At 70.9% G+C, this 21,259-nt stretch carries 20 protein-coding genes; 14 read left to right on the top strand and 6 right to left on the bottom strand.

Annotation, left to right across the window (positions count from 1 at the left end):
* From HV824_RS07635 to dnaB, 3 genes are all read left to right on the top strand, one after another.
* Window positions 1–1,112, top strand: a 1,112-nt coding sequence (locus HV824_RS07635) for a sensor histidine kinase (RefSeq protein ID WP_176422991.1), incomplete at its 5' end; no start/stop codon positions are given.
* Window positions 1,109–1,879, top strand: coding sequence for a LytTR family DNA-binding domain-containing protein (locus HV824_RS07640; RefSeq protein WP_176417883.1), 771 nt, complete (start codon window positions 1,109–1,111; stop codon window positions 1,877–1,879). The genes HV824_RS07635 and HV824_RS07640, both read left to right, overlap by 4 nt.
* Window positions 1,880–1,949: 70 nt before the next feature.
* Window positions 1,950–3,320 (top strand): replicative DNA helicase, encoded by a 1,371-nt coding sequence (gene dnaB / locus HV824_RS07645; RefSeq protein ID WP_176417884.1) that lies wholly within the window; start codon window positions 1,950–1,952, stop codon window positions 3,318–3,320.
* Between the two features lie 12 nt (window positions 3,321–3,332).
* On the opposite strand, the gene HV824_RS07650 is transcribed toward dnaB, so the two are convergent.
* The 3 genes from HV824_RS07650 to thiE are packed head-to-tail and all read right to left on the bottom strand — an operon-like array spanning window position 3,333 to window position 5,511.
* Window positions 3,333–4,073, bottom strand: coding sequence for a bifunctional hydroxymethylpyrimidine kinase/phosphomethylpyrimidine kinase (locus HV824_RS07650; protein ID WP_176417885.1), 741 nt, complete (start codon window positions 4,071–4,073; stop codon window positions 3,333–3,335).
* Window positions 4,070–4,834 (bottom strand): gamma-glutamyl-gamma-aminobutyrate hydrolase family protein, encoded by a 765-nt coding sequence (locus tag HV824_RS07655; RefSeq protein ID WP_176417886.1) that lies wholly within the window; start codon window positions 4,832–4,834, stop codon window positions 4,070–4,072. The genes HV824_RS07650 and HV824_RS07655 overlap by 4 nt, the downstream gene beginning before the upstream one ends.
* A 20-nt stretch (window positions 4,835–4,854) precedes the next feature.
* Window positions 4,855–5,511, bottom strand: a complete 657-nt coding sequence (gene thiE, locus HV824_RS07660) for a thiamine phosphate synthase (protein ID WP_176417887.1) — start codon at window positions 5,509–5,511, stop codon at window positions 4,855–4,857.
* Window positions 5,512–5,603: 92 nt separating this feature from the next.
* Between thiE and HV824_RS07665 the strand changes: the two genes are divergently transcribed.
* Genes HV824_RS07665 through HV824_RS07675 form a run of 3 tightly spaced genes read left to right on the top strand, consistent with a single transcriptional unit; the run spans window position 5,604 to window position 6,963 of the window.
* Window positions 5,604–6,014: an RNA polymerase subunit sigma gene (locus HV824_RS07665; RefSeq protein WP_176417888.1), complete on the top strand. Its 411-nt coding sequence runs from the start codon at window positions 5,604–5,606 to the stop codon at window positions 6,012–6,014.
* Window positions 6,011–6,325, top strand: a complete 315-nt coding sequence (locus HV824_RS07670; RefSeq protein ID WP_176417889.1) for a DUF1844 domain-containing protein — start codon at window positions 6,011–6,013, stop codon at window positions 6,323–6,325. The genes HV824_RS07665 and HV824_RS07670 overlap by 4 nt, the downstream gene beginning before the upstream one ends.
* Window positions 6,322–6,963 carry a hypothetical protein gene (locus tag HV824_RS07675; RefSeq protein WP_176411331.1) on the top strand — a complete coding sequence of 214 codons (642 nt, stop codon included), beginning with the start codon at window positions 6,322–6,324 and terminating at the stop codon, window positions 6,961–6,963. Before HV824_RS07670 ends, HV824_RS07675 begins: the two co-directional genes overlap by 4 nt.
* Before the next feature lie 7 nt (window positions 6,964–6,970).
* Here the strand turns inward: HV824_RS07675 and HV824_RS07680 are convergent, their stop codons facing one another.
* Window positions 6,971–7,606, bottom strand: a complete 636-nt coding sequence (locus HV824_RS07680) for a hypothetical protein (RefSeq protein WP_255207842.1) — start codon at window positions 7,604–7,606, stop codon at window positions 6,971–6,973.
* 128 nt (window positions 7,607–7,734) lie between these two features.
* On the opposite strand from HV824_RS07680, the gene clpB reads away from it, so the two are divergent.
* The 5 genes from clpB (at window position 7,735) to HV824_RS07705 (ending at window position 14,644) form a co-directional block, all read left to right on the top strand.
* The gene (clpB, locus tag HV824_RS07685) at window positions 7,735–10,359 is read left to right on the top strand and encodes an ATP-dependent chaperone ClpB (protein ID WP_176417890.1); all 2,625 of its coding nucleotides are present in this window, start codon (window positions 7,735–7,737) and stop codon (window positions 10,357–10,359) included.
* Window positions 10,360–10,438: 79 nt separating this feature from the next.
* Window positions 10,439–11,122: a hypothetical protein gene (locus tag HV824_RS07690; protein ID WP_176417891.1), complete on the top strand. Its 684-nt coding sequence runs from the start codon at window positions 10,439–10,441 to the stop codon at window positions 11,120–11,122.
* 10 nt (window positions 11,123–11,132) lie between these two features.
* On the top strand, window positions 11,133–12,134 hold the full coding sequence (locus HV824_RS07695; protein ID WP_176417892.1) for an LLM class flavin-dependent oxidoreductase: 1,002 nt from the start codon (window positions 11,133–11,135) through the stop codon (window positions 12,132–12,134).
* A 186-nt stretch (window positions 12,135–12,320) separates the two neighbouring features.
* A complete protein-coding gene (locus tag HV824_RS07700; RefSeq protein ID WP_176417893.1) occupies window positions 12,321–13,148 on the top strand; it encodes a hypothetical protein in 828 nt (275 codons plus the stop codon).
* Window positions 13,149–13,255: 107 nt separating this feature from the next.
* Window positions 13,256–14,644: a di-heme oxidoredictase family protein gene (locus tag HV824_RS07705; RefSeq protein ID WP_176422992.1), complete on the top strand. Its 1,389-nt coding sequence runs from the start codon at window positions 13,256–13,258 to the stop codon at window positions 14,642–14,644.
* A gap of 21 nt (window positions 14,645–14,665) precedes the next feature.
* Here HV824_RS07705 and HV824_RS07710 read toward each other — a convergent pair whose 3' ends face one another.
* Window positions 14,666–15,994 (bottom strand): DUF418 domain-containing protein, encoded by a 1,329-nt coding sequence (locus tag HV824_RS07710; RefSeq protein ID WP_176422993.1) that lies wholly within the window; start codon window positions 15,992–15,994, stop codon window positions 14,666–14,668.
* A gap of 111 nt (window positions 15,995–16,105) precedes the next feature.
* Here HV824_RS07710 and HV824_RS07715 point away from each other — a divergent pair, with 111 nt between their 5' ends.
* Window positions 16,106–17,419, top strand: coding sequence for an amidohydrolase (locus HV824_RS07715; RefSeq protein ID WP_176417896.1), 1,314 nt, complete (start codon window positions 16,106–16,108; stop codon window positions 17,417–17,419).
* A 132-nt stretch (window positions 17,420–17,551) separates the two neighbouring features.
* On the top strand, window positions 17,552–19,789 hold the full coding sequence (locus HV824_RS07720; RefSeq protein WP_176422994.1) for an Ig domain-containing protein: 2,238 nt from the start codon (window positions 17,552–17,554) through the stop codon (window positions 19,787–19,789).
* A gap of 57 nt (window positions 19,790–19,846) precedes the next feature.
* Here HV824_RS07720 and HV824_RS07725 read toward each other — a convergent pair whose 3' ends face one another.
* Window positions 19,847–20,263: a helix-turn-helix domain-containing protein gene (locus HV824_RS07725; protein WP_176417898.1), complete on the bottom strand. Its 417-nt coding sequence runs from the start codon at window positions 20,261–20,263 to the stop codon at window positions 19,847–19,849.
* A gap of 101 nt (window positions 20,264–20,364) precedes the next feature.
* On the opposite strand from HV824_RS07725, the gene HV824_RS07730 reads away from it, so the two are divergent.
* On the top strand, window positions 20,365–21,219 hold the full coding sequence (locus HV824_RS07730; RefSeq protein ID WP_176417899.1) for an SDR family oxidoreductase: 855 nt from the start codon (window positions 20,365–20,367) through the stop codon (window positions 21,217–21,219).
* Window positions 21,220–21,259: the final 40 nt, after the last annotated feature.

The raw sequence follows: 21,259 nt of genomic DNA on the forward strand, positions 1-21,259 counted from the left end.
ATCCACAGGCCCAGCAGCAGGCAGAAGCCGAACAACGCCAGCGCCTCCGCGCGCGGCCGGCGCTGGCGTTGTTCGGCTTCTGCCTGCTGCTGGGCCTGTGGATGGGGCTCACGCTGTGCCTCACCATCCTCACGGAGGGCGGCGAGGTGCCGGGGGCCCGTCCCTTCCTCTGGGAAGTCACGGGGGCGCTCGGCGTCTGGGCCGTCCTGCCCATCCTCTACACGGCGGTGCTCAACGCCCCGGGCCCTCGCGTGGGCTGGGCGCGCTTCCTGGGCATCCATGCCGCGGCCTTCGCGCTCTTCACCGGACTGCACACCGCGCTGATGGTGGGGACGCGGCACCTGCTGTACCCACTGCTCGGCTGGGGCACCTATGACGCTGGCGAGCTCGCCTTCCGCATCCCCATGGAGGCGCAGAAGGACCTCATCTCGTACACCGTCACCGCCACGCTGTGGAGCCTCCTCCAGGCCTGGAAGGAGCGTCAGGCGCGGGCGCTGCGCGAGGCGGCGCTGGAAGGCGAGCTGCGCGCGGCCCAGCTCCAGGCCCTCACAGGGCAGCTCCATCCGCACTTCCTCTTCAACGCCCTGAACACCGTCAGCGCGGTGATGTACGAGGACCTCGCGCGCACGGACCGGCTGCTCAGTGATCTGGGCGGGCTGCTGCGCGCCAGCCTGGAGCGGCGCGAGGCCACGTGGACGCTGGCCGAGGAGCGCACCCAGGCCGCGCGCTTCGTGGCGCTGCTGGCCGCGCGCTTCGGAGACCGGGTGACGGTGCGCTGGGACGTGTCCCCCGGACTGGACGGCGCCCAGGTGCCCTGCTTCGCGCTCCAGGCGCTGGTGGAGAACGCGGTGAAGCACAACCAGGACAGGACGGAGCCGCTGGAGGTGCGCATCCGGGCGCGGGTGGACGGCGCCGGGTGGCGGCTGGAGGTGGAGGACACGGGGCGCGGCTTCGGCACGCCCTCGCCCGCGTCCGGCCCCGGCGTGGGGCTGGCGCACCTGGAGCGCATCCTGGCGCTGCTGCATGCGGGGCGTGCGCGGCTGGAGCGGAGCCCCAGCCCCGAAGGCGGCGCGCGCGTGTCGCTGTGGCTGCCCCGGGAGGCCGCGGCATGACGCGCTTCCAGGTGCTGGTGGCCGACGACGAAGCGCCCGCGCGGGCGAAGGTCAAACGCCTGCTGGCGGAGGACGCGCGCTTCGCGCTGGCGGGCGAAGCGACGGACGGCCCGCAGACGTTGCGGCAGGTGAGCGCCCTGCATCCGGACCTGCTGGTGCTCGACGTGCAGATGCCCGGCCTCACCGGCTTCGAGGTGCTGGAGGCCCTGGGCCCGGAGCACTGCCCAGCCGTCATCTTCTCCACCGCGTACGACGCCTTCGCGCTGGCGGCCTTTGAAGCGCAGGCGGTGGACTACCTGCTGAAGCCCTACGACGCGGAGCGCTTCGGCCGGGCGCTCGACAAGGCGCACTCGGCGCTCCGCGGCGGGATGCCGGACACCGCGCGGCTCCAGGCCCTGCTGACGGAGCTGGGGCGGGCCCCCGCGAGCCGCCCCTTGGAGCGGCTGGTGGTGAAGGTGAACGAGGCCTGGGTGCCCCTGCCGCTGGCGGACGTCTGGCGCCTGTCAGCCGAGGACAAGTACGTGCGGCTCTACACGGGCCAGGGAGAGCACCTGGTGCGACAAACCCTCCGCGCCCTGGAGGAGCGGCTGGACTCCTCACGCTTCGTCCGGGTCCACCGGGGCGACATCGTCAACCTGGACGCGGTGGCCCGCCTGGAGCCGTGGAGCCACGGAGACGGAATCCTCGTCCTCAAGGACGGGAGCTCCGTCGTGCTCAGCCGCACCTGGCGTGAAGCGTTCCTCCAGAAGTGGGGACTGGAGGGGTAGGCGGCGCTGCTACAGGCCTGTGGCGGAAACTTGGCTGTGTCAGCCTTGCCTGTAGAGTGGGCGGGCCGCCATGGAGAATGTCCACGAGTTCAGAGAGGGTCGGAAGGTCCACGAGGACCTCGCCGCGGAGCGCGCCGTGCTGGGCGCCGTGCTGGCGGACAACACGCTCATCGCGTCGGTAGGCGAGGTCGTCCACCCAGAGGATTTCTCCAGCCCCGCACACGCCCAGATTTTCGAGGCGATGCTGAAGCTCGACGGCCAGTCGAGACAGGTGGACCACCTGACGCTGGCCGAGGAGCTGAAGGTGCTGGGCCACCTGGTGTCGGTGGGCGGCCCGGCCTACCTGATGCGGCTGGACCAGGTGGTGCCCATCGCGTCCAACGCGGTCCAGTACGCGCAGATCGTCAAGGACCAGGCCATCCGCCGCCGCCTGGCCCAGGCGGGCAGGGAGATCCAGGACCTCGCGAGCCAGGAGACGGGCGAGCTGGAGGTGCTGCTCGACGAGGCCGAGCGCAAGGTGTTCCTCCTCGCGGAGAAGAAGCGCGAGGGCGACCTGCGCCCGGTCAGCGAGCTGATGGAGCATACGCTCGACCTGCTCGACAAGATGAAGGCGGCGGCCACGGGCATCACCGGCCTGTCCACCGGCTACATCGACCTGGACAACCAGCTCACCGGCCTGCACGCCGGCGAGCTCATCATCCTCGCGGCGCGTCCCGGCATCGGCAAGACGTCCTTCGCGATGAACATCGCGGTGCACGCGGCGCTGAAGGAGAACAAGGCCGTCGGCATCTTCAGCCTGGAGATGCCCGCCGACCAGCTGCTGATGCGTCTGTTGGCCTCCACCGCGCGCGTGGACATGAAGAAGCTGCGTGGCGGCCGGCTGTCGCCGCACGACGAGGAGAAGTTCCAGGAGATGGCGGGCGCGCTCTACAACGCGCCCATCTACATTGACGACTCCGGCGGCCTGTCCCCGTTCGACCTGCGCGCCAAGGCCCGCCGCGTGAAGCAGCGCGACCCGCGCCTGTCGCTCATCGTCATCGACTACCTCCAGCTCATGCATCAGAAGGGCAAGGTGGAGAGCCGCCAGTTGGAGGTCGCCGAAATCTCCCGCGCGCTGAAGCAGCTCGCCAAGGAGCTGGAGGTGCCCATCATCGCGCTCAGTCAGCTCAGCCGAAAGGTGGAGGACCGCAAGGGTGGCAAGCCCATGCTGTCCGACCTTCGTGAGTCCGGCTCCATCGAGCAGGACGCCGACGTGGTGATGTTCATCCACCGCGAGGTGGCTGACGACGAAGGCCCCGACGCGCAGCCGGCGCAGCAGTCGAACACCGTCATCCCCGTGGAGCTCATCGTCGCCAAGCAGCGCAACGGCCCCATCGGCTCCATCGACCTGGTGTTCCTGGCCGAGTACACCCGCTTCGAGAGCCGGCTGCGGAGCGAGTAGCGCGGCGCCGCCCTACTCCGTGCCCGTCCTGAGGTAGCGCACCACCAGCGCGCGGGCCGTCCGCACCGCCGTCTCCAGCGTGCGTCCCCTGCCCAGCTCCGTGGCCAGCGCGGAGGCCAGCCGGCACCCGGTGCCCCGGCGTTCGGGAGCGCGCGCCAGCCTCCGGCCTTCCAGCACCCGCACCCGGCCCGGCGTCGCCAGCACGTCCGCCAGCCCCTGCGTGTCCGGCAGGTGCCCGCCCTTCACCAGCACCGCGCCAAAGCCGAATCGGGCCAAGGCCTCTGCCGCCTCGGCGGCGTCAGCCACCGTGCGCGCGACGGGGCGCCCCAGCAGCCAGCCCGCTTCATCCAGGTTCGGCGTGAGCACCACGCGCGGCCCCGCCAGGGCCAGGTAGGCCCGCGCGGACAGGCGCGTCAGCGGCTCGCCCCGGGAGGTGCGCACCACCGGGTCCACCACCCACCACGCCCCCGTGTCCTCCAAGGCCCGCTGCGCGGCCACGAGCTGCGCGCGAGCGGGCACCATGCCGCACTTCACCGCGTGCACCGGCCCCAGCTCGCGCGCGGCGGCCACCTGCGCGGACAGCACGCGCGGCGGAGCAGCCGTCCAGGTGAAGGTGCGGACCCCCTGCGCCGTCTGCGCGGTGGGCACCGCCACCGGCTGCCCCCGCAGCGCGCGCACCGCGGCGACGTCCGCCAGCAACCCCGCCCGTCCCGTGGGCTCCAGCCCGGCCAGCAGGAGGACGCGAGCGCTCACCGGCGGTGCTCGCGCGCCTTCTGCACGAACGCCTTGTAGAGCCCCACGTGCACGGGAATGGACGTGGACATGTATTCAGGGTGCCACTGCACGCCCACGGCGAAGGTGTGCACGGACGACTCGATGGCCTCCACCACGCCATCGGGCGCCGCCGCGGTAATCGTCACGTCCTTGCCCACGCCGCGCACCGACTGGTGGTGGGTGGAGTTGACCATCAGCTGGCCATGCCCCACCGCCTCCGCCAGCAACGTGCCGCTCTTCACGTCCACCGGGTGCTGCGGGTGGGCGCGGTCCTGCTTCTGCTCGTGCTCGCGAGCCCCCTCCACCTCACGGCCGATGTCCTGGTACAGCGTGCCGCCCAGGATGACGTTGAGCAGCTGCATGCCGCCACAGATGCCCAGCACGGGCATGTTGCGCTTGAGCGCGCCGCGCATGAGCGCCGCCTCGAAGGCGGTGCGCCCTTCCTTCAGCGCCCCCAGACCCTCGCGCGCATCCTCGCCGTACGCCGACGGAGGGATGTCGAACGCGCCGCCCGTGACGAGCACCCCGGAGATGCGATCCAGGTAGGACTCCACGCAGGCCGGCTCGTCCGAGTACGGCAACACGAAGGGCAGCCCCCCCGCGCGCAGGACGGCGTCCGCGTACGGCACCTTCAGCTCGTAGCGGGCAAAGGGCTGCTCTCCAGCGGGACTCCAGTCCGGGGTGATGCCGATGTTGGGGCGGCGCGGCGCCGGCCCGTGGTGACGCGGATGGTTGTTCATGGAAGCTCCTGGCTTCGAGGCTATGCCCCGGAGCCCCCCTGTTCAAACGCGACCACCAGCCGCCTCACACGCTCGGTGATATCCGCGGCGAGCAGCGCGTCGGACAGCACGGCCGCGCAGTGCGCCCCGGCCGCCGCCACGCTCGTGATGTTCGCCAGCCCTACCCCACCAATGCCCACCACGGGCAGCGGGCTGTCCCGCACCACGGCCGCGAAGGCCGCCAGGCCCAGCACCGGCGCGGGCACCTGCTTCGTCGACGTGGGGAAGAGGGGCCCCAGGCCCACGTAGTCCGCCCCCGCCGCCTGCGCCGCCCGCGCGCCCGCCACGTCTCGCACCGTGACGCCCACCAGACGGCCAGGCCCCAGCAGCGCGCGCGCATCCTGGGCGGGCACGTCTTCATCCCCCACGTGGACGCCGTCCGCGTCCGACAGCAGCGCCAGGTCCACCCGGTCGTTCACCAGGCACAGCGCGCCTCCCCGGCGGCACAGCGCCACCACCCGCCGCGCGGCGGCCAGCGCTTCACGGGCCGGGGTGCGCTTCATGCGCAGTTGCACCACCCGGGCCCCTCCGGCCACCAGGCGAGCCGCCTTGTCCACCAGTGAAACCTCCGGCAGGACGGAGTCGTCACACAGCAGGTAAAGACCGCGGGGAAGGTGCGGGCGGGACGGTGCGTTCATCGGCTCTGGAAGGCGGGACGGCGGCGTTGACAGATGGCCACCCTGCTATAAGGTGCCGCGCTGTTTTCCAAGCAATTCTGAGGATTTGAACCATGGCGGATTCGGCGGACCCGAAGTACCTCGATAAGCGCACCGCGGAGCGGTACGTGCGCTCTGGCCAGCTCGGCGAGGCGGAGTACGAGCGCCATCTCCAGGGCCTGCCCGACGTGGCGGAGAAGTCCGTCCCCGTGGAGACGCACATGCTCGACGACGACGCCGACGACGCCGACGACTTCGACGACGAAGAGGATGACTTCGACGACGAGGACGAAGACGAGGACGACGATACGTCCGACGACAGCGACGAGGCCGAGACCTCCGCCGCCGCGGAGTCGACGGATGGCGACGCCGCCGAGGCCGGTGCGGGCGACGACGAGGCTGAAAGCGACGAGGCGGAGGGCGACGCCGCCGCCGACACCACTTCGAACGAGACCCCCGACGACGAGGGGCCGGTCTCCGCATGAGCGCCGAGGACGGGAAGCGCGGCGAGACCTTCGTGATGCGGGGGGAAGCGCGCTCCGCGTCCGAGGAGTCTATCTCCTTCAGCACCTTCATCGTGGGGCTGGGCACCGCGGTGCTCATCCACCTGGGAGGTGCACCCAATCCTGAAACGGGTCAGACGGCGAAGGACCTGCCGCTGGCCCGGCAGAACCTGGACCTCTTGTCCATGCTGCGCGTGAAGACGCGGGGCAACCTCACGGCCGAGGAAGAGAAGCTCTTCGACGGGCTGCTCGCGGACCTCCGCCTGCGTTACGTGGAGGCGACCAAGCGGTGAAGCACTCTGGAAGGAAGGGCCTGCCCGGCGGCATCCGCTTCGCCGCCATCGTGGGCCTGGTGCTCTCCATCCTCACCGGCTGGGCGGCGCTGATGGAAGCCGTCGAGATGGTGAACTTCTACGAAGCGCGCTCGCTCCGGATGGAGCAGGAGCTGCCTCGGATTCCCGGCGCCCCGGCGCTCGACGCGAAGACGCTCGAGGTCTACTACGCGGCGCTGGAGCCCATGCGGGAGCCCCGCGCGGTGCTGTTGGGCCTGCTGGCCGTGGCCTGCGCCTTCGTCAGCGTGTCCGCGGCGCGCATGCTGAATCCGGAGCACCTGCCCCGCGACGCCATGCGCCGGGTCCTGAGCCGCGCGGCCATCATCGCCGCCGGGCTGCGCACCATCGACGGCGCGCAGATGTCCGTGGCCAAGCAGCGCCTGTTCGCGGCGCTGGCGGAGCCGATGAGCAAGATGCCCGAGTTCCCACCGGACATCACCGTCGAGGCCTCTCGCGAAATCCTGAGCGCGATGGGCGCGGGGAGCGCCATCTTCGGCACCGTGGTGGTGGCGGGCACCTTCGCGTTCCTGGGGCAGTACTTCCGCAGCCAGGGCGTCCGCGAGGCCGTGGCCGTGCAGGACGGGCCGCAGGAGGAGTAGCCCTCCTTTAGAGGGCGTCGGACTCCGGCAGCGTCACCTGGCTGGTCGGCAGCAGGGCCTCCAGGATGGCGGCGCCCTCGGCGTCGCGGTCCTCCAGCGACAGCTCGTGGCTCGGCGCCACGCGCGGCAGCCGCAGCAGCTCCTTGCGCGTCAGGCCGAACACGTAGGCCAGGTGTCCCACCGGCCAGCGCTCCTGCATGTGCTTGAAGGCCGCGTCGTCCATCTGGTCCAGCGGCACCGGGAGCTCCACGTCCTCGTAGACGACCCGCTCACCGCCCACGCGCCGGCCGTTGCCGTACGCGATGACCTGCTCGCCTTCGTCCGGATCGTAGACGTAGGCCTGGACCGCGGCGTTCGCCGCCCGGGACAGCAGCCGGGGGAGCGCATGGTGGGCCGCATACCAGTGCGCGCCCTGCCGCCCCACCGTGAAGGGCGCCACGTACGCCAGACGGACCACCTTGCGGCGCCGGTTGACGGACACCTTCAGCCCCGTCGCGCCCATCGCGCCGTCCAACGCCAGCGCCTCACGCGCCAGCCGGAGCAGCTCCAGGCCGCCGAAGCTTTCGATTCTCAGGAGATATCCGCCGTGCGCTTGCAGTGTCAGCCCCCCAGGGGATTGGGCGCCGCCTATACCCGGCATCATACCCGCTGGCAACTCCCGCACCTTGAAAAGCAGGTGGTTTCCAGGAGGTCAAACAAATTCAGGGCAAGCAAAATCGTCGCGCCGCGTGCGCTGCTTGCCAAGGGGTGTCCGACTCTTACGTTGGAGGCATGCGACTCGACAAGTACACAGTGAAGGCGCAGGAGGCGATCCACGAGGGTCAGAGCCTGGCCCGTCGGGCGGACAATCCCCAGTACGAGCCCGAGCACCTGGCCGCGGCGTTGCTTGGCCAGAAGGACGGCATCGTCGACCCCCTGCTCCGGAAGATTGGGGCGGACGTGAAGCTGTTCGCCGCGCGGCTCGGCGAAGCGCTCCAGAAGCTGCCCCGCATGCAGGGTGGCGAGAGCGCGATGCTCGGCCAGCGGCTGCTCAAGACCTTCGACAAGGCCGAGGACGAGGCCAAGTCCCTCAAGGACGAGTTCATCTCCTCGGAGCACCTGCTCCTGGCGCTCACCCACGACAAGGGCGCGGTGGGTGAGGTGATGAAGTCCTCGGGCGTCACGAGGGAGCGCGTGCTGTCCGGCCTCAAGGACGTCCGCGGCTCCGGGCGCGTGACGAGCCAGGACGCAGAGGCGACCTACCAGGCGCTGGAGAAGTACGGCCGCGACCTCACGGAGGCGGCGCGCTCCGGCAAGCTGGACCCCGTCATCGGCCGTGACGAGGAGATTCGCCGGTGCATCCAGGTGCTGAGCCGGCGCACCAAGAACAACCCGGTGCTCATCGGCGAGCCCGGCGTGGGCAAGACGGCCATCGCGGAGGGGCTGGCGCGGCGCATCGTCGACGGCGACGTGCCGGAGGGCCTGAAGAACAAGCGCCTGGTGTCCCTGGACCTGGGCGCCATGGTGGCCGGCGCGAAGTACCGCGGCGAGTTCGAGGAGCGCCTCAAGGCCGTCCTCAAGGAGATTGCCGACGCCGCGGGCGAGGTCATCCTCTTCATCGACGAGCTCCACACGCTGGTGGGCGCGGGCAAGGCCGAGGGGGCCATGGACGCGGGCAACATGCTCAAGCCGGCGCTGGCCCGCGGCGAGCTGCACTGCATCGGCGCCACCACGCTGGACGAGTACCGCAAGCACATCGAGAAGGACGCGGCGCTGGAGCGGCGCTTCCAGCCCGTCATGGTGGGCGAGCCGAGCGTGCATGACACCATCAGCATCCTCCGCGGCCTGAAGGAGCGCTACGAGGTGCACCACGGCGTGCGCATCCAGGACAACGCCCTGGTGGCCGCCGCCACGCTGAGCCACCGCTACATCGCGGACCGGTTCCTGCCGGACAAGGCCATTGACCTGGTCGACGAGGCCTCCAGCCGCCTGCGCATCGAAATCGACTCCATGCCCACGGAGCTGGACGACGTGCGCCGGAAGATGACGCAGCTCCAGATTGAGCGGGAGGGCCTGCGCAAGGAGACGGACCCGCACTCGCAGGAGCGCCTGGGCCAGATTGAGAAGGAGCTGGCCAACATGAGCGAGAAGTTCAACGCGCTCAAGGTGCACTGGGACGCGGAGAAGGCGTCCATTGGCGCCATCCGCACCCTGAAGGAGAAGCAGGAGAAGGCGAAGAACGACCAGGCCGCGGCCGAGCGTCAGGGGGACCTGAACCGCGCGGCGGAGCTGAAGTTCGGCGTCATCCCCTCGCTCGACAAGGAGCTGAAGGCGCAGAACGAGAAGCTGGCCGAGCTGCAGAAGAACCAGAAGTTCCTCAAGGAAGAGGTCGACGCGGAGGACATCGCCCAGGTGGTGGCCAAGTGGACGGGCATCCCCGTCTCGCGGCTGATGGAGGGCGAGGTCCAGAAGCTGGTCCACATGGAGGACCGGCTGGCGAAGCGGGTGATTGGCCAGCGCAGCGCCATTGAAGCGGTGTCCAACGCCGTGCGCCGCGCGCGCAGCGGACTGCAGGACCCCAACCGCCCCATCGGCTCGTTCATCTTCCTGGGCCCCACGGGCGTGGGCAAGACGGAGACGGCCAAGGCGCTGGCGGAGTTCCTCTTCGATGACGACTCGGCCATGGTCCGCATCGACATGTCCGAGTACATGGAGAAGCACGCCGTGGCCCGGCTGGTGGGCGCGCCGCCGGGGTACGTCGGCTACGAGGAAGGCGGCCAGCTCACCGAGGCGGTGCGCCGGCGGCCGTACACGGTGGTCCTCTTCGACGAAATCGAGAAGGCGCACCACGACGTCTTCAACGTGCTGCTCCAGATTCTGGACGAAGGCCGGCTGACGGACAGCCAGGGCCGCACGGTGGACTTCAAGAACACGGTGCTCATCCTGACGTCCAACATCGGCTCGCAGGACATCCAGGTCGGCATGGCGGGCAAGGAGGAGTTGGACGAGCGCACGCGCAACGAGGTGATGGACGCGCTGCGCGCGCACTTCCGGCCGGAGTTCCTCAACCGCGTGGACGAGGTCGTCCTCTTCGAGCCGCTGCGCAAGAAGGACATCTACCGCATCGTGGACCTGCAGCTGGCGCGGCTGTCCAAGCTGCTGGCCGACAAGCGGCTCACGCTGGAGCTGACGGAGAAGGCGCGGGAGCTGCTCGCCGAGCGCGGCTACGACCCGACGTACGGCGCGCGGCCCCTGAAGCGCGCGGTGCAGAAGAACCTGCTGGACCCGCTGGCCCTCAAGGTCCTCGGCGGCGAGTTCGTCCCGGGCGACCACATCCAGGCGGATGTGGGGCCGGACGGGCTCACCTTCGCCAAGGTGCTGGTGGACACCGCGAAGAACGTGAAGCGCTCGGCCTGAGCCCGGGCGGCCACGGAGGTGTGCCGGGGCCCGGCGTCATGGCTTGACGCCGGGCCGCCTCCGCGCGAAGAGCCCGGCCATGAAGCCCTGGGAGACGCTGGAGCGCGCAGAGGTCCCGGACGTGGGGGAAGTCACCCTGGTCCGGCGCGGAGACGAGTACGTCTTCCGCGTGCGGGGACAGACGCTGATGTCCAGCCGGCAGCACGGCTCCGAGGAGGCGCTGGCGGACGCGGGCTGCGAGGGGCTGGCGGGCCGAAGCGGCGTCCGGGTGCTCGTGGGCGGGCTGGGCTTTGGCTACACCGCCCGGGCCGTGTTGGACCGGCTGGGCCCCGACGCGCGCGTCACGGTGGCGGAGCTGCTCCCCGTGGTGGTGACGTGGAACCGGGGGCTGCTCGCGCCGCTGGCCGGGGCGCCCCTGGAGGACGCGCGCGTCACCGTGGTGGAGCTCGACGTGGGCAAGCACATGGCCCGTCAGTCCGGCGCGTATGACGCCATCCTGCTGGACGTGGACAACGGCCCCACCGCCCTCACCCACCCCGACAACCACGGCCTCTACGGGCGCGTGGGGCTGGCACACGCCGTCCAGGCGCTGCGGCCAGGGGGCGTCCTGGGCGTGTGGAGCGCCGGGCCCTCCCCTGCCTTCGAGCGCCGCATGGAGCAGGCGGGCTTCACCGTCCAGGTGCTGCGCCCGGCGGCCCATGGCACCCAGGGGACGCGGCATACCCTGTTCATGGGCAAGCGGAGGCCCCAGGGACGGCGTTAGGAGGGGCCTCATGATTCCTTTCTCCGTCCTCGACCTCTCGCCCGTCACGCAGGGCTCCACCGCGGCCGACGCGCTCCGGAACACGCTCGACCTGGCGCGGCACGCGGAGGACTGGGGCTTCAAGCGCTTCTGGCTGGCCGAGCACCACAACATGACGGGCATCGCCAGCGCGGCGACGTCCGTGGTCATCGGCTACGTGGCCGGGGGGACGAAGCGCATCCGGGTGGGCTCGGGCGGCGTCATGCTGCCGAATCACGCGCCGCTGGTCATCGCGGAGCAGTTCGGCACGCTGGAGACGCTCTACCCGGGGCGCATCGACCTGGGGCTCGGCCGGGCGCCGGGCACGGACATGCTGACGGCGCGCGCCCTGCGGCGGGACCTGGCGGCGAGCGCGGACACGTTCCCCCAGGACGTCGTGGAGCTGAAGTCCTTCTTCGAGCCCACCGAGCCGGGCCAGCTCATCCAGGCGGTGCCGGGCGCGGGCCTGCGGGTGCCCATCTGGCTGCTCGGCTCCAGCCTGTTCAGCGCGCAGCTCGCGGCGATGCTGGGCATGCCGTTCGCCTTCGCCTCCCACTTCGCGCCGGATGCCCTGCTGCAGGCCCTGGACATCTACCGGGAGCGCTTCAAGCCGTCCGAGTCGCTCGCGCGGCCGTATGCCATGGCGTGCGTGAATGTCTTCGCGGCGGAGACGGACGCGGAGGCACAGCGCCTCTTCACCTCCGTGCAGCAGCAGTTCGTCCGCCTGCGCCGCGGCACACCCGGTCAGCTCCCGCCCCCGGTGGATGACATCGACGCGGTGGCCTCTCCAGCGGACCGCGCGAGCGCGGACCATGCGCTGAAGTACTCCGTCATCGGCGCGCCCGACACCGTCCAGCAAGGCCTGGCGTCCTTCATCCGCCTCACGGGGGTCGACGAGCTGATGGTGACGGGAATGGTCTACGACCACGCCGCGCGGCTGCGCTCCTTCGAGCTGACGGCGCAGGCGCACGCGCGGCTCGCAGCGGCGGAGTAAGCCCGGCGCTCAGGCTTGTAACGGCGCTGGGTACAGCCAACGCCTGTTTGTAACGGGCCGCGCCACACCTCGGCGCGCGTCGCCCCTCTGGCACAGAGGGAGGGCACGCCGCTTTGGGAGTGGCGTGAACGGTGCATTGCAGCGGGGGGGCAACACCCCATCCACAACGCACCGAGGTAGGACATCATGGAGATGAAGATGACGAGCCGCCTGCTGGCAGTCGCGATGCTGAGCGTCGCAGCCGGATGTCAGGGAGGCGAGGCAGAGGACTCCGCGAGCATGGCCGCCGCCGAGTCCGACGCGAAGAGCGGCTGCGTGACGCGCTTCGACGGCGTCACCCACTGCCCGACGGGCGCGGCGGAGCTGAAGGCGACGGAGGCGGGCATCAGCGTCTCCGGGCTGGAGAACGTGAAGTCGGACGGCGTGGCCAGCCGCTTCCAGCGGGCGTCGTCGTGGTCGCAGACGACGGGCATCAACTTCGGCGGCAACCGCGGGGGCCTGCACCTGGCCGCGCGCTCCGGGGACCAGGTGGTCAGCACCCTGCAGGTCAGCGCGGGCCGCGAGCCGGGCTCGGTGCAGGTGACGCCGAACTTCACCGGCGCGCCGGGCGGCTCGAACTACCGGATGAACGTCTACCGTGACGGCCATCTGCAGGGCTCGACGACGAACCCCGCCGCGCAGATGATCATCTTCTACAACTGGTGGGACTTCATCCGTTACCTCGTCGCGCACGCGGACTTCTTCCAGATTGACATCATCATCTGGAAGAACGGCGTGGCGCAGATGGCGGAGCCGTCCAACGTGGGCGCCTGCGGGTGGCGGCTGCGCGCGGATGACCGCGAATTCAAGGTCCAGCTCGCGGACGGCACCACCATCAGCGGTGACGAGGTGGAGTTCATCGAGGAGATTGAGAACGGCCACTACCCGTACAACCTCTTCACGGGGATTGACGTGAACGCCGCCGCGAAGGAGTTCACCATCCTCGGCGAGACGATCGTCGCGGGCAGCAAGTAGGCTGCTTTGCCCGTGCCATACACGGGCAGCTCCCCGGGCAGGGAAGCCGTCCTGCCCGGGGCCCTTCGTGTGGTCCGTTCCATCCCGGGTCTTCTGGAGTCTCTTCGATGAAAGGGCGGCTGTACCTCCTGGGCATCTGTGTCGGAGTCGTCGTGCTCGTCGCCCTGTGGGCGAACACGAACCGGCTGCCACCGCCGCTCGAGCTGGGGGAGCTCGCGGCCAGACTGGAGCCCGGGGAGGAGCTGTCCGGCGGAGCGACCACCGTGCCGGACCCGGGACGGAACGCCTTCGGGCGCTCGCCCATGAACCTGGCGCGCGCCCGCTGGCCCGGGTTCCACGCCGGCAAGCGCATCTTCGACCGCGACTGGACCGACGTGGAGGGACCCGTCCTGGTGGGGCCGCTGTTCAACGCCGCCTCGTGCATGACGTGCCACGTGAAGGACGGACGCGGCCAGCCGCCCGCGTCCCCCCAGGAGACGCCCGTCTCGCTGGCGTTCCAGCTCACGGGACCGGAGGGCCACGGGCCCCATCCCCGCTACGGCGTCCAGCTCGACGTGCGGCACCTGGAGGGAGCGGGCGCGGAGGGCACCGTCGAGGTCCGCTATGACGAGGTGTCCGGCAGGTTCTCCTCGGGGGAGTCCTACACGCTGCTCCGGCCGCGCTACACCTTCGCCGCCCTGACGAAGGGACCGCTCGAGGCCGGGGTCCGCTTCTCGCCGCGCGTCGCGCCGGTGAACTTCGGGCTGGGGCTGCTGGAGGCGGTTCCCGAAGCGGCGCTGCTGGCCCACGAGGACCCGGAGGACCGGAACCAGGACGGCGTCTCCGGACGGGCGAACCGGGTGATGGACGTGGAGGAAGGCCAGACGCGGCTGGGCCGCTTCGGGTGGAAGGCCAACCAGCCCACGCTCCGTCAACAGGTCGCGCACGCGCTGGTCGCGGACATGGGGCTGACCACGACGCTGTATCCCCGTGAGCAAGGACACGACACGCGGGACGCCGCCGACGCGCCCGAGGTGAGCCCCAAGGATTTGGACTCCCTCCTCTTCTATGCGCGGCTGGTGGCCCCTCCGAAGCGGCGCGACTGGAGCGCGCCCGCCACGCTCCGCGGCAAGGCGGTGTTCGAGGCCATCGGGTGCGGCGGCTGCCACCTCGCCACGCCCTTCGAGACGGCGGAGGTGCCCGGCTTCCCGGAGCTGTCGCACCAGAAAATCTACCCGTACACGGACCTGCTGCTGCACGACCTGGGCGAAGGGCTGGCGGACGGGCGTCCGGACGGGCTCGCCTCCGGCACCGAGTGGCGAACGCCGCCGCTGTGGGGCATCGGGTTGGTGAAGGTCGTGAATGGCCACACCCGCTTCCTGCACGACGGGCGCGCGCGCAACCTGGAGGAGGCCGTGCTGTGGCATGGCGGCGAGGCCGCGCCCGCCCAGGAGCGCTACACGCGCCTGCCGCTCGTGGACCGGCAAGCGCTGCTCACGTTCCTGGAATCGCTCTGAGCGGCCCCACCGCGCGTCACGTCAGGAGGCCGCGACCCCGGAGGCGTCACCGTCCCCGGCGGGACGGCGCATGGGCTGGGCCTTCCCATACGTGAGCGAGCGCCACAGCCACTCCGCGGGCCCGAAGCGGAAGCGCGCCAGCCACAGGTGGCTGAGCACCACCTGCGCGGCGAAGATGACGCAGCAGATGACCACGATGCGCGACGGGGGCAGCTTGCCGATGAAGCCCAGACCCCAGCCGTCATAAATCCAGATGCTCACCGCGGACTGCATCAGGTAGTTCGTCAGCGCCATGTGGCCCACCGGCGTCAGGACCCCCAGCCAGCGGCGCCAGCGCCCCCGCTGGAAGAGCAGCGCGAAGGCCGCCACGTAGGCCGCGCCCATGGCGATGTAGCCCGGCTCCTGCAAGCTGTTGAGGAGCATCATCCAGGGCCCCTGCGGGTCCCACTCCAGCACGCCGGCCTTGCGCAGGCGGTAGAGCACCAGCCCGCTGCCATTGATGACCAGGCCCACGGCCAGGCCCCACCCCAGGATCCGGCGCAGCAGCGCGCGGTGACGCTCCACGTCCTGCAACAGGAACAGACGCCCCGCCAGCAACCCCAGCAGGAAGCGGCCCAGGATGAGGCTCATCCAGAGCACGCGCCGGAAGCCGCCGCCCATGTTCTCCAGGAAGAAGCGCGCGTTGCCCGCCTGCGCCGTCCAGAACGACTCGCTCGACAGCGCCAGCAGGGTGTCGGCCTTCAAGGCCATGTCCCGGGCCTGGCTGGCCTTCGCCGCCTCGGCCGCGGCCTCCGCGCCGTGCAGCAGGATGGGCGTGTAGCGAATGGCGGCGGGGACCAGGAACGGCATCACCGTGACGAGCCCCAGCGCCCAGAACAGCACCGTGCGGTTGGCGCGGGCGCGGAAGGCCAGCAGCAGGAAGCCCACCATCGCGTAGGTGTGGAGGATGTCGCCCGTCCACAACAGCAGCGCGTGCGCCAGGCCGATGCCGAAGAGCACCAGCAGCCGCCGGCGGAAGAGCGGCACGGCGGAGACGCCCCGAGCCTCCGCGCGGGCGAGCTGGATGGAGAAGCCCAGGCCGAAGAGGAACGAGAAGATGGAGATGAACTTCTGCGTCACGAAGAGCTGGTAGACGGAGCCGACCACCTGCTCCAGCAGCGGGACGTACAGCGCGGACGCGGCCTCCCTGGGCATGAAGGCCCGGCCACTCAGCCACATGAGGCTGTTGGACACGAAGACGCCCCACAGCGCGAAGCCACGCAAGGCGTCCAGCAAGACGACTCGCTCGGAGGCATCCACCGGACGCGCCCCGGGCAGCGCGGCCGCCGCGGGAGAACCAGATTCGGGCATGCGTGAAGCAGACGCGCTCTGCCTCCTTGCCGTCAATCCCACACATCCATGGGCAACGGGCCCCGCGGGCCTGTCCCCTTCCGGAACGTCAGGTGTGCTGTAGTGGCCCCCGTGAAGACCTCCCACCTGCTCCCCCTGCTGCTCCTCTCACTGGCCGCGCCCGGTGGCCTCGTGCGCGCCGCGGAGACACCGCCCGTGCTGGGTGGGCTCGACGCGCTCTACCCCACCCTGGACGCGCTCTACCGCGACCTGCACCAGACGCCGGAGCTGTCCAACCAGGAAGCCAGGACGGCGGCGAAGCTGGCCGAGCGCCTGCGCAAGCTCGGCTTCGAGGTGACACCCAAGGTGGGCGGGCACGGCATCGTGGCCCTGCTGCGCAACGGACCGGGGCCCACGGTGATGCTCCGCGCGGACCTGGACGCGCTGCCCGTCCAGGAGAAGACGGGCCTGCCCTACGCGAGCAAGCAGACGGTGAAGGACGCCGCGGGAACGACGACCTCCGTCATGCACGCGTGTGGCCATGACGTGCACATGACGTCGCTGCTGGGGACGGCCACGCTGCTGGCCCGCGCGAGGGACCGGTGGCGAGGCACGCTGATGCTGGTGGGCCAGCCCGCGGAAGAGGTGGGCGCGGGCGCTCGGCGGATGCTCCAGGACGGCCTCTACAAGCGCTTCCCCAAGCCGGACTTCGCGGTGGCGCTCCACGTCAACACCGCCGCGGCGGGCACGGTGGAGTTCACCCCCGGCTATGCCATGGCCAGCGTGGACTCCGTTGAAATCACCCTGCATGGCAAGGGAGGCCATGGCGCCTATCCCCACACCACCGTGGACCCGGTGGTGATGGCGGCGCGCGTCGTGCTGTCACTCCAGACGCTCGTCAGCCGCGAGAAGAACCCGCTGGAGCCCGCGGTGGTGACGGTCGGCGCCATTCATGGCGGCACCAAGCACAACATCATCCCCGATGACGTGAAGCTCCACCTCACGGTGCGCTCGTACAAGCCCGAGGTCCGCAAGGCCCTGCTGGACGGCATCGAGCGCATCGTCAAGGCGGAGGCCATGGCCTCAGGCGCACCCCGCCCACCCGACGTCGCCATCACCGAGGGCACGCCCTCCACCTTCAACGACCCCGCGCTCACGCGGCGGCTGGTGGGCGCGGTGTCCCGCGTCCTGGGTGAGAAGAACCTCCAGGAGGCGCCCCCCGTCATGGGCGGCGAGGACTTCTCCGAGTACGGCCGAGCGGGCGTTCCCGCGGTCATGCTCTGGCTCGGCTCCACCGAGCCGCGGCGATACGCCCAGGCGAAGGCCGCGGGGACAGCGTTGCCCTCGATGCACTCGCCCCTCTTCGCGCCGGACCGCGAGCGCACGCTGCGCACGGGCGTCACCACGCTGACCACCGCCGCCCTGGAGCTGCTCGACAAACCGTGAAGGCCGGGAAGCGCGCAGCGCCTTGCACCCGGGCCGCCACCTGCTCGGCGGCGGGGCGCGCGAGACGCCCGCGCTGATTTGACTCAGGGGAATGCGAAACCGTAGACAGGCCTCCTCTCGCATCGCGACAGGATGTCCTCCTTGCTCAATCGCAACCATTCCCTGCAAGCCCTGCTGGGGGCTTCGCTGTGGTGGCTCGTCTCCGGCTGCCAGTCCGAGGCCTTCGTCAGCCACGAAGGCACCGTCCGCAGCGGCACCTCCGTCCCGCTGAGCCTCCAGGTCTCCTTCGGGCCCGGGGAGTCCTCCGCGCGCACCGGCCAGTTGGTGGCCTGCATCGCCCTGCCCGAGGGCTGGCAAGCGCCGGGCGGCAGCTACACCCACGCAGGCGCGGCGGCCACCGCCGCGCGGCCGGGCGCCTCGGAGCTCTCCGCCGAGGCCCGGGCCGCCTGGCCGGTCGACGGCTCCACCTGGCACTGCCTGGTGTCGGAAGACGTGACCACGACGGACCAGGAGGTCCAGGCGGCCGCGCAGCTCACGCTCCCCGTGCCCGCGGTAGCCCAGGGGGCCTACCGGGTGCGGTACCAGAGCGGGTTCCGCGAGGTGACGCCTCCGGACGGAGGGGAGCAGGCTCCGCCCTACCAGCCCACGGACTTCTCGGGGCGACTGGAGCGCCTGCTCCACGTCAACGTGGCCCCCGTCACCACCTTCGACGATTGGCAAGCAGGCGTCGCCACCGGCATCTTGGTGACGCCGTCCGTGACGCACGCCTGGCACGGCAACGGGACGTTCCTGGCGGCCGCCACGGGCAACACGGAGCTGCTGCGTTCCGCAGACGGGCGCCAGTGGACGGGCTTCGTTCCCGTATCCGAGGGGACGACGTCGCCCCTCCCGCTGGAGCGGCTGGTCTACTCCCAGCGCAAGTGGTTCGGCCTGTCGAACGGGCGCATCGTCGTCTCGTCCGACAACGCATTTACCTGGGCCCCCGCCTACCAGGACCCGGCGCCCGAGGGTGAGGCAGAGGGCCGGCGCTTCCTGGAGCTCGCGCTCAGCGGAAACCGGATGGTCGCGGTGGGCACCGCGGGCCTCATCGCCAGCTCCACGGACGGCGTGAGCTGGACCGATGAGAGCATCGACCGCGCCTATGACGTCGTGACGCTGGTACCCGGCCAGAACAGCTTCCTCGCCGTGGCCCACCCGATGGCGGGCGCGCCCTCCCAGCTCCCTGTCCTCGTGCGGCCCCAGGGCGCTGGCGCGGCCTGGGAGGTGTTCCAGCCCCCCACGCTGACCGGGCTCACCATCGCCCAGCTCGCCGCCGGCAATGGCCGCTTCCTCGCCTTCGCCCGGCCCCACCAGGCGCCTCCGCCGCCCCTGGCGCCCCAGGCGGAGGAGCCGGCGAGCGGCTTCTTCCTCTCCGAGGACCTCGGGAGCACCTGGACGCGCGTGGAGACCCTCCAGCTTCCCGCTGACGCGCCGTCGCCCACCCCGCTCATGACGTTCGTGGACCAGAGCTTCGTCGTCAGCTGGACGGCCGTCGACCCGCAGGCCGTGGAAGTACTGCCCTCGTTCGAGCTGCAGGTGTCGGCGGATGGCAAGGTGTGGACGGCGCACCCGACGGGCGCGGGCGGCAACTATGCGTCCACGGCCTTCGCCTCGGGCGAGACGTCGGTGGTCGCGGTGAGCCAGCGCCGCCTGCTGGTGGCCGCGCGCCGCCCCTGGCCGCTGCCCGAACTCCTCACGGAGACGCTGCCCCCGTTCCGGCTGGGCACGGCCGCCAACGTGGCGCTCAGCACGCGCGGCTCGGGAACCCTGACGTTCGAGCTGGAGGGCACGCTGCCCTCGGGCCTGACGTTCACTCCCACGACGGGCACCTTCACCGGCACGCCCGCGCAGTCCGGCAGCACCGCCGTCACCGTCCGGGTTCGCGACGCGCGCGGCGGTGTGGCGGCGCGCACGTACAGCGTGGACGTGGTCGGCACGCTGAGCATCTCCAGCGACGCGCTCGCGTCCGCGACCCAAGGCACCGCGTATGAGGCGCGCTTCACCGTCCAGGGCGGCCGGGCGCCGTATACGTGGAGCCTGGGCGGCGGCACCGTGCCCGGGGGCCTGACGCTTCAGCAGCGCGACGGCGCCTATGTGCTGAGCGGGATTCCGACCGCCAGCGGCACCTTCCCGCTGACGGTGCGGGTGACGGACTCTGCGAACCAGACGGCGGAGCGGAGCGTGTCGCTGCAGGTCGCGCCCACGCCTCCTCCGACGGAGGACAAGGGCGACGCGCCCAGCGGCTGTGGTTGCAGCGGCGGCGGCGCGGGCGTCCAGGCCCTGGGGCTGGCGGCGCTGGCGCTGCTGGGCCGGGCCCGCCGCAAGCGCTGACTTTGTGAGGCCCTGACGTCCTCTCCTCCCAGGAGGGGGCGTCAGGCCAACGGGCCCCTATCCCTTCTTCGGGATGTAGCGGGCTCGCGCCGCGGCGATGCGGGGCATGCTGTCCTCAATCCACTCCGCGAGCGACTCCACGCGCGTGGCGACCTCCTCCCCCAACGGCGTGAGGCTGTAGTCCACGTGCGGCGGAATCACCGGGTGGACCTCACGAAGCACGAAGCCGTCCTGCTCCAAGGCCTGGAGCGTCTGCGACAGCATCTTCTCGCTCACGCCCGCCACCTTCCGGCGCAGCTCGCTGAAGCGGTGCGTGCCCTCCAACAGCGCAATCAACACCAGCACACCCCAGCGGCTCGTCACGTGGTCGAGCACGCCTCGTGAGGGGCAGGCGGGCGCGTAGAGGTCGCCGCGCTCCACCGCCTGTTTCGCCATCATCCGGGCCAACCGCCCCGTCCGCTTGTTCGCAGCCATGCCAGTAACTTACCCCAAGGTAGGTACTTACGAAAAGTTAGCGACGCCGTTACGTTGCTCCCGCGTTTGGAGAAACCCTCCACGCCAGGAGAAGAGCACCCATGATTCTTGTCACCGCAGCAACGGGGAAGCTGGGGCGTCTGGTCGTCGCCGGCCTGCTCGAGAAGGTCCCCGCCAAGGACATCGCCATCGCCGTGCGCGACCCGAGCAAGGCCTCCGACCTGGCGGCCCGGGGCGTCCAGGTCCGGCAGGCGGACTACAGCAAGCCCGAGACGCTGGGGCCCGCGTTCGCCGGTGTGGACAAGATGCTCCTGATTTCGTCCAGCGAAGTCGGTCAGCGCGCGGTGCAGCACCAGGCCGTGGTGGACGCCGCGAAGGAGGCGGGCGTCCGGCTGCTTGCGTACACCAGCATCCTGCGCGCGGACACCTCCGGCATGGCGCTGGCCACCGAGCACAAGGCGACCGAGGAAGCGATTCGCGGCTCTGGCCTCCCCTTCGTCTTCCTGCGCAACGGCTGGTACACGGAGAACTACACGGAGAACCTGGCGCCCGCGCTGGCGCATGGGGCCCTCATCGGCAGCTCGGGCCAGGGGCGCATCGCCGCGGCCACCCGGGCAGACTACGCCGCCGCCGCGGTGGCCGTGCTCACGGGCACGGGCCATGAGGACAAAGTCTACGAGCTGGCGGGCGACTCCGCCTTCACCGCCGCCGAGCTGGCCGCCGAGGTGTCCCGCCAGGCGGGCAAGACGGTCGTCTACAAGGATTTGTCCCAGGCCGACCATGCCGGCGCGCTCATCGGCGTGGGCGTCCCCGCGGCCTTCGCCGAGGTGCTGGCGAACTCCGACGCGGGGGCGGCGCGCGGAGAGCTGAACGACAGCTCCGGCGATTTGCGCCGGCTCATCGGGCGGCCCACGACGCCGCTCGCGGACGCGGTGGCGGCGGCCGTCAAACGCTGAGCCCGACGCACCGTCATGACGACCCGGCCCGCGTGGACGC

It is taken from the genome of Myxococcus sp. AM009 (assembly GCF_013372605.1).
GTDB classification, from domain to species: Bacteria; Myxococcota; Myxococcia; order Myxococcales; family Myxococcaceae; genus Myxococcus; species Myxococcus vastator.

Excerpts from the sequence above, each read along its gene's own strand:
- HV824_RS07640 (WP_176417883.1), top strand. The coding sequence starts at position 1,109 with ATGACGCGCTTCCAGGTGCTGGTGGCCGACGACGAAGCGCCCGCGCGG.
- dnaB (WP_176417884.1), top strand. The coding sequence starts at position 1,950 with ATGGAGAATGTCCACGAGTTCAGAGAGGGTCGGAAGGTCCACGAGGAC.
- HV824_RS07655 (WP_176417886.1), bottom strand. The coding sequence starts at position 4,834 with ATGAACAACCATCCGCGTCACCACGGGCCGGCGCCGCGCCGCCCCAAC.
- thiE (WP_176417887.1), bottom strand. The coding sequence starts at position 5,511 with ATGAACGCACCGTCCCGCCCGCACCTTCCCCGCGGTCTTTACCTGCTG.
- HV824_RS07665 (WP_176417888.1), top strand. The coding sequence starts at position 5,604 with ATGGCGGATTCGGCGGACCCGAAGTACCTCGATAAGCGCACCGCGGAG.
- HV824_RS07670 (WP_176417889.1), top strand. The coding sequence starts at position 6,011 with ATGAGCGCCGAGGACGGGAAGCGCGGCGAGACCTTCGTGATGCGGGGG.
- HV824_RS07680 (WP_255207842.1), bottom strand. The coding sequence starts at position 7,606 with ATGATGCCGGGTATAGGCGGCGCCCAATCCCCTGGGGGGCTGACACTG.
- clpB (WP_176417890.1), top strand. The coding sequence starts at position 7,735 with ATGCGACTCGACAAGTACACAGTGAAGGCGCAGGAGGCGATCCACGAG.
- HV824_RS07690 (WP_176417891.1), top strand. The coding sequence starts at position 10,439 with ATGAAGCCCTGGGAGACGCTGGAGCGCGCAGAGGTCCCGGACGTGGGG.
- HV824_RS07695 (WP_176417892.1), top strand. The coding sequence starts at position 11,133 with ATGATTCCTTTCTCCGTCCTCGACCTCTCGCCCGTCACGCAGGGCTCC.
- HV824_RS07700 (WP_176417893.1), top strand. The coding sequence starts at position 12,321 with ATGGAGATGAAGATGACGAGCCGCCTGCTGGCAGTCGCGATGCTGAGC.
- HV824_RS07705 (WP_176422992.1), top strand. The coding sequence starts at position 13,256 with ATGAAAGGGCGGCTGTACCTCCTGGGCATCTGTGTCGGAGTCGTCGTG.
- HV824_RS07710 (WP_176422993.1), bottom strand. The coding sequence starts at position 15,994 with ATGCCCGAATCTGGTTCTCCCGCGGCGGCCGCGCTGCCCGGGGCGCGT.
- HV824_RS07720 (WP_176422994.1), top strand. The coding sequence starts at position 17,552 with ATGTCCTCCTTGCTCAATCGCAACCATTCCCTGCAAGCCCTGCTGGGG.
- HV824_RS07725 (WP_176417898.1), bottom strand. The coding sequence starts at position 20,263 with ATGGCTGCGAACAAGCGGACGGGGCGGTTGGCCCGGATGATGGCGAAA.
- HV824_RS07730 (WP_176417899.1), top strand. The coding sequence starts at position 20,365 with ATGATTCTTGTCACCGCAGCAACGGGGAAGCTGGGGCGTCTGGTCGTC.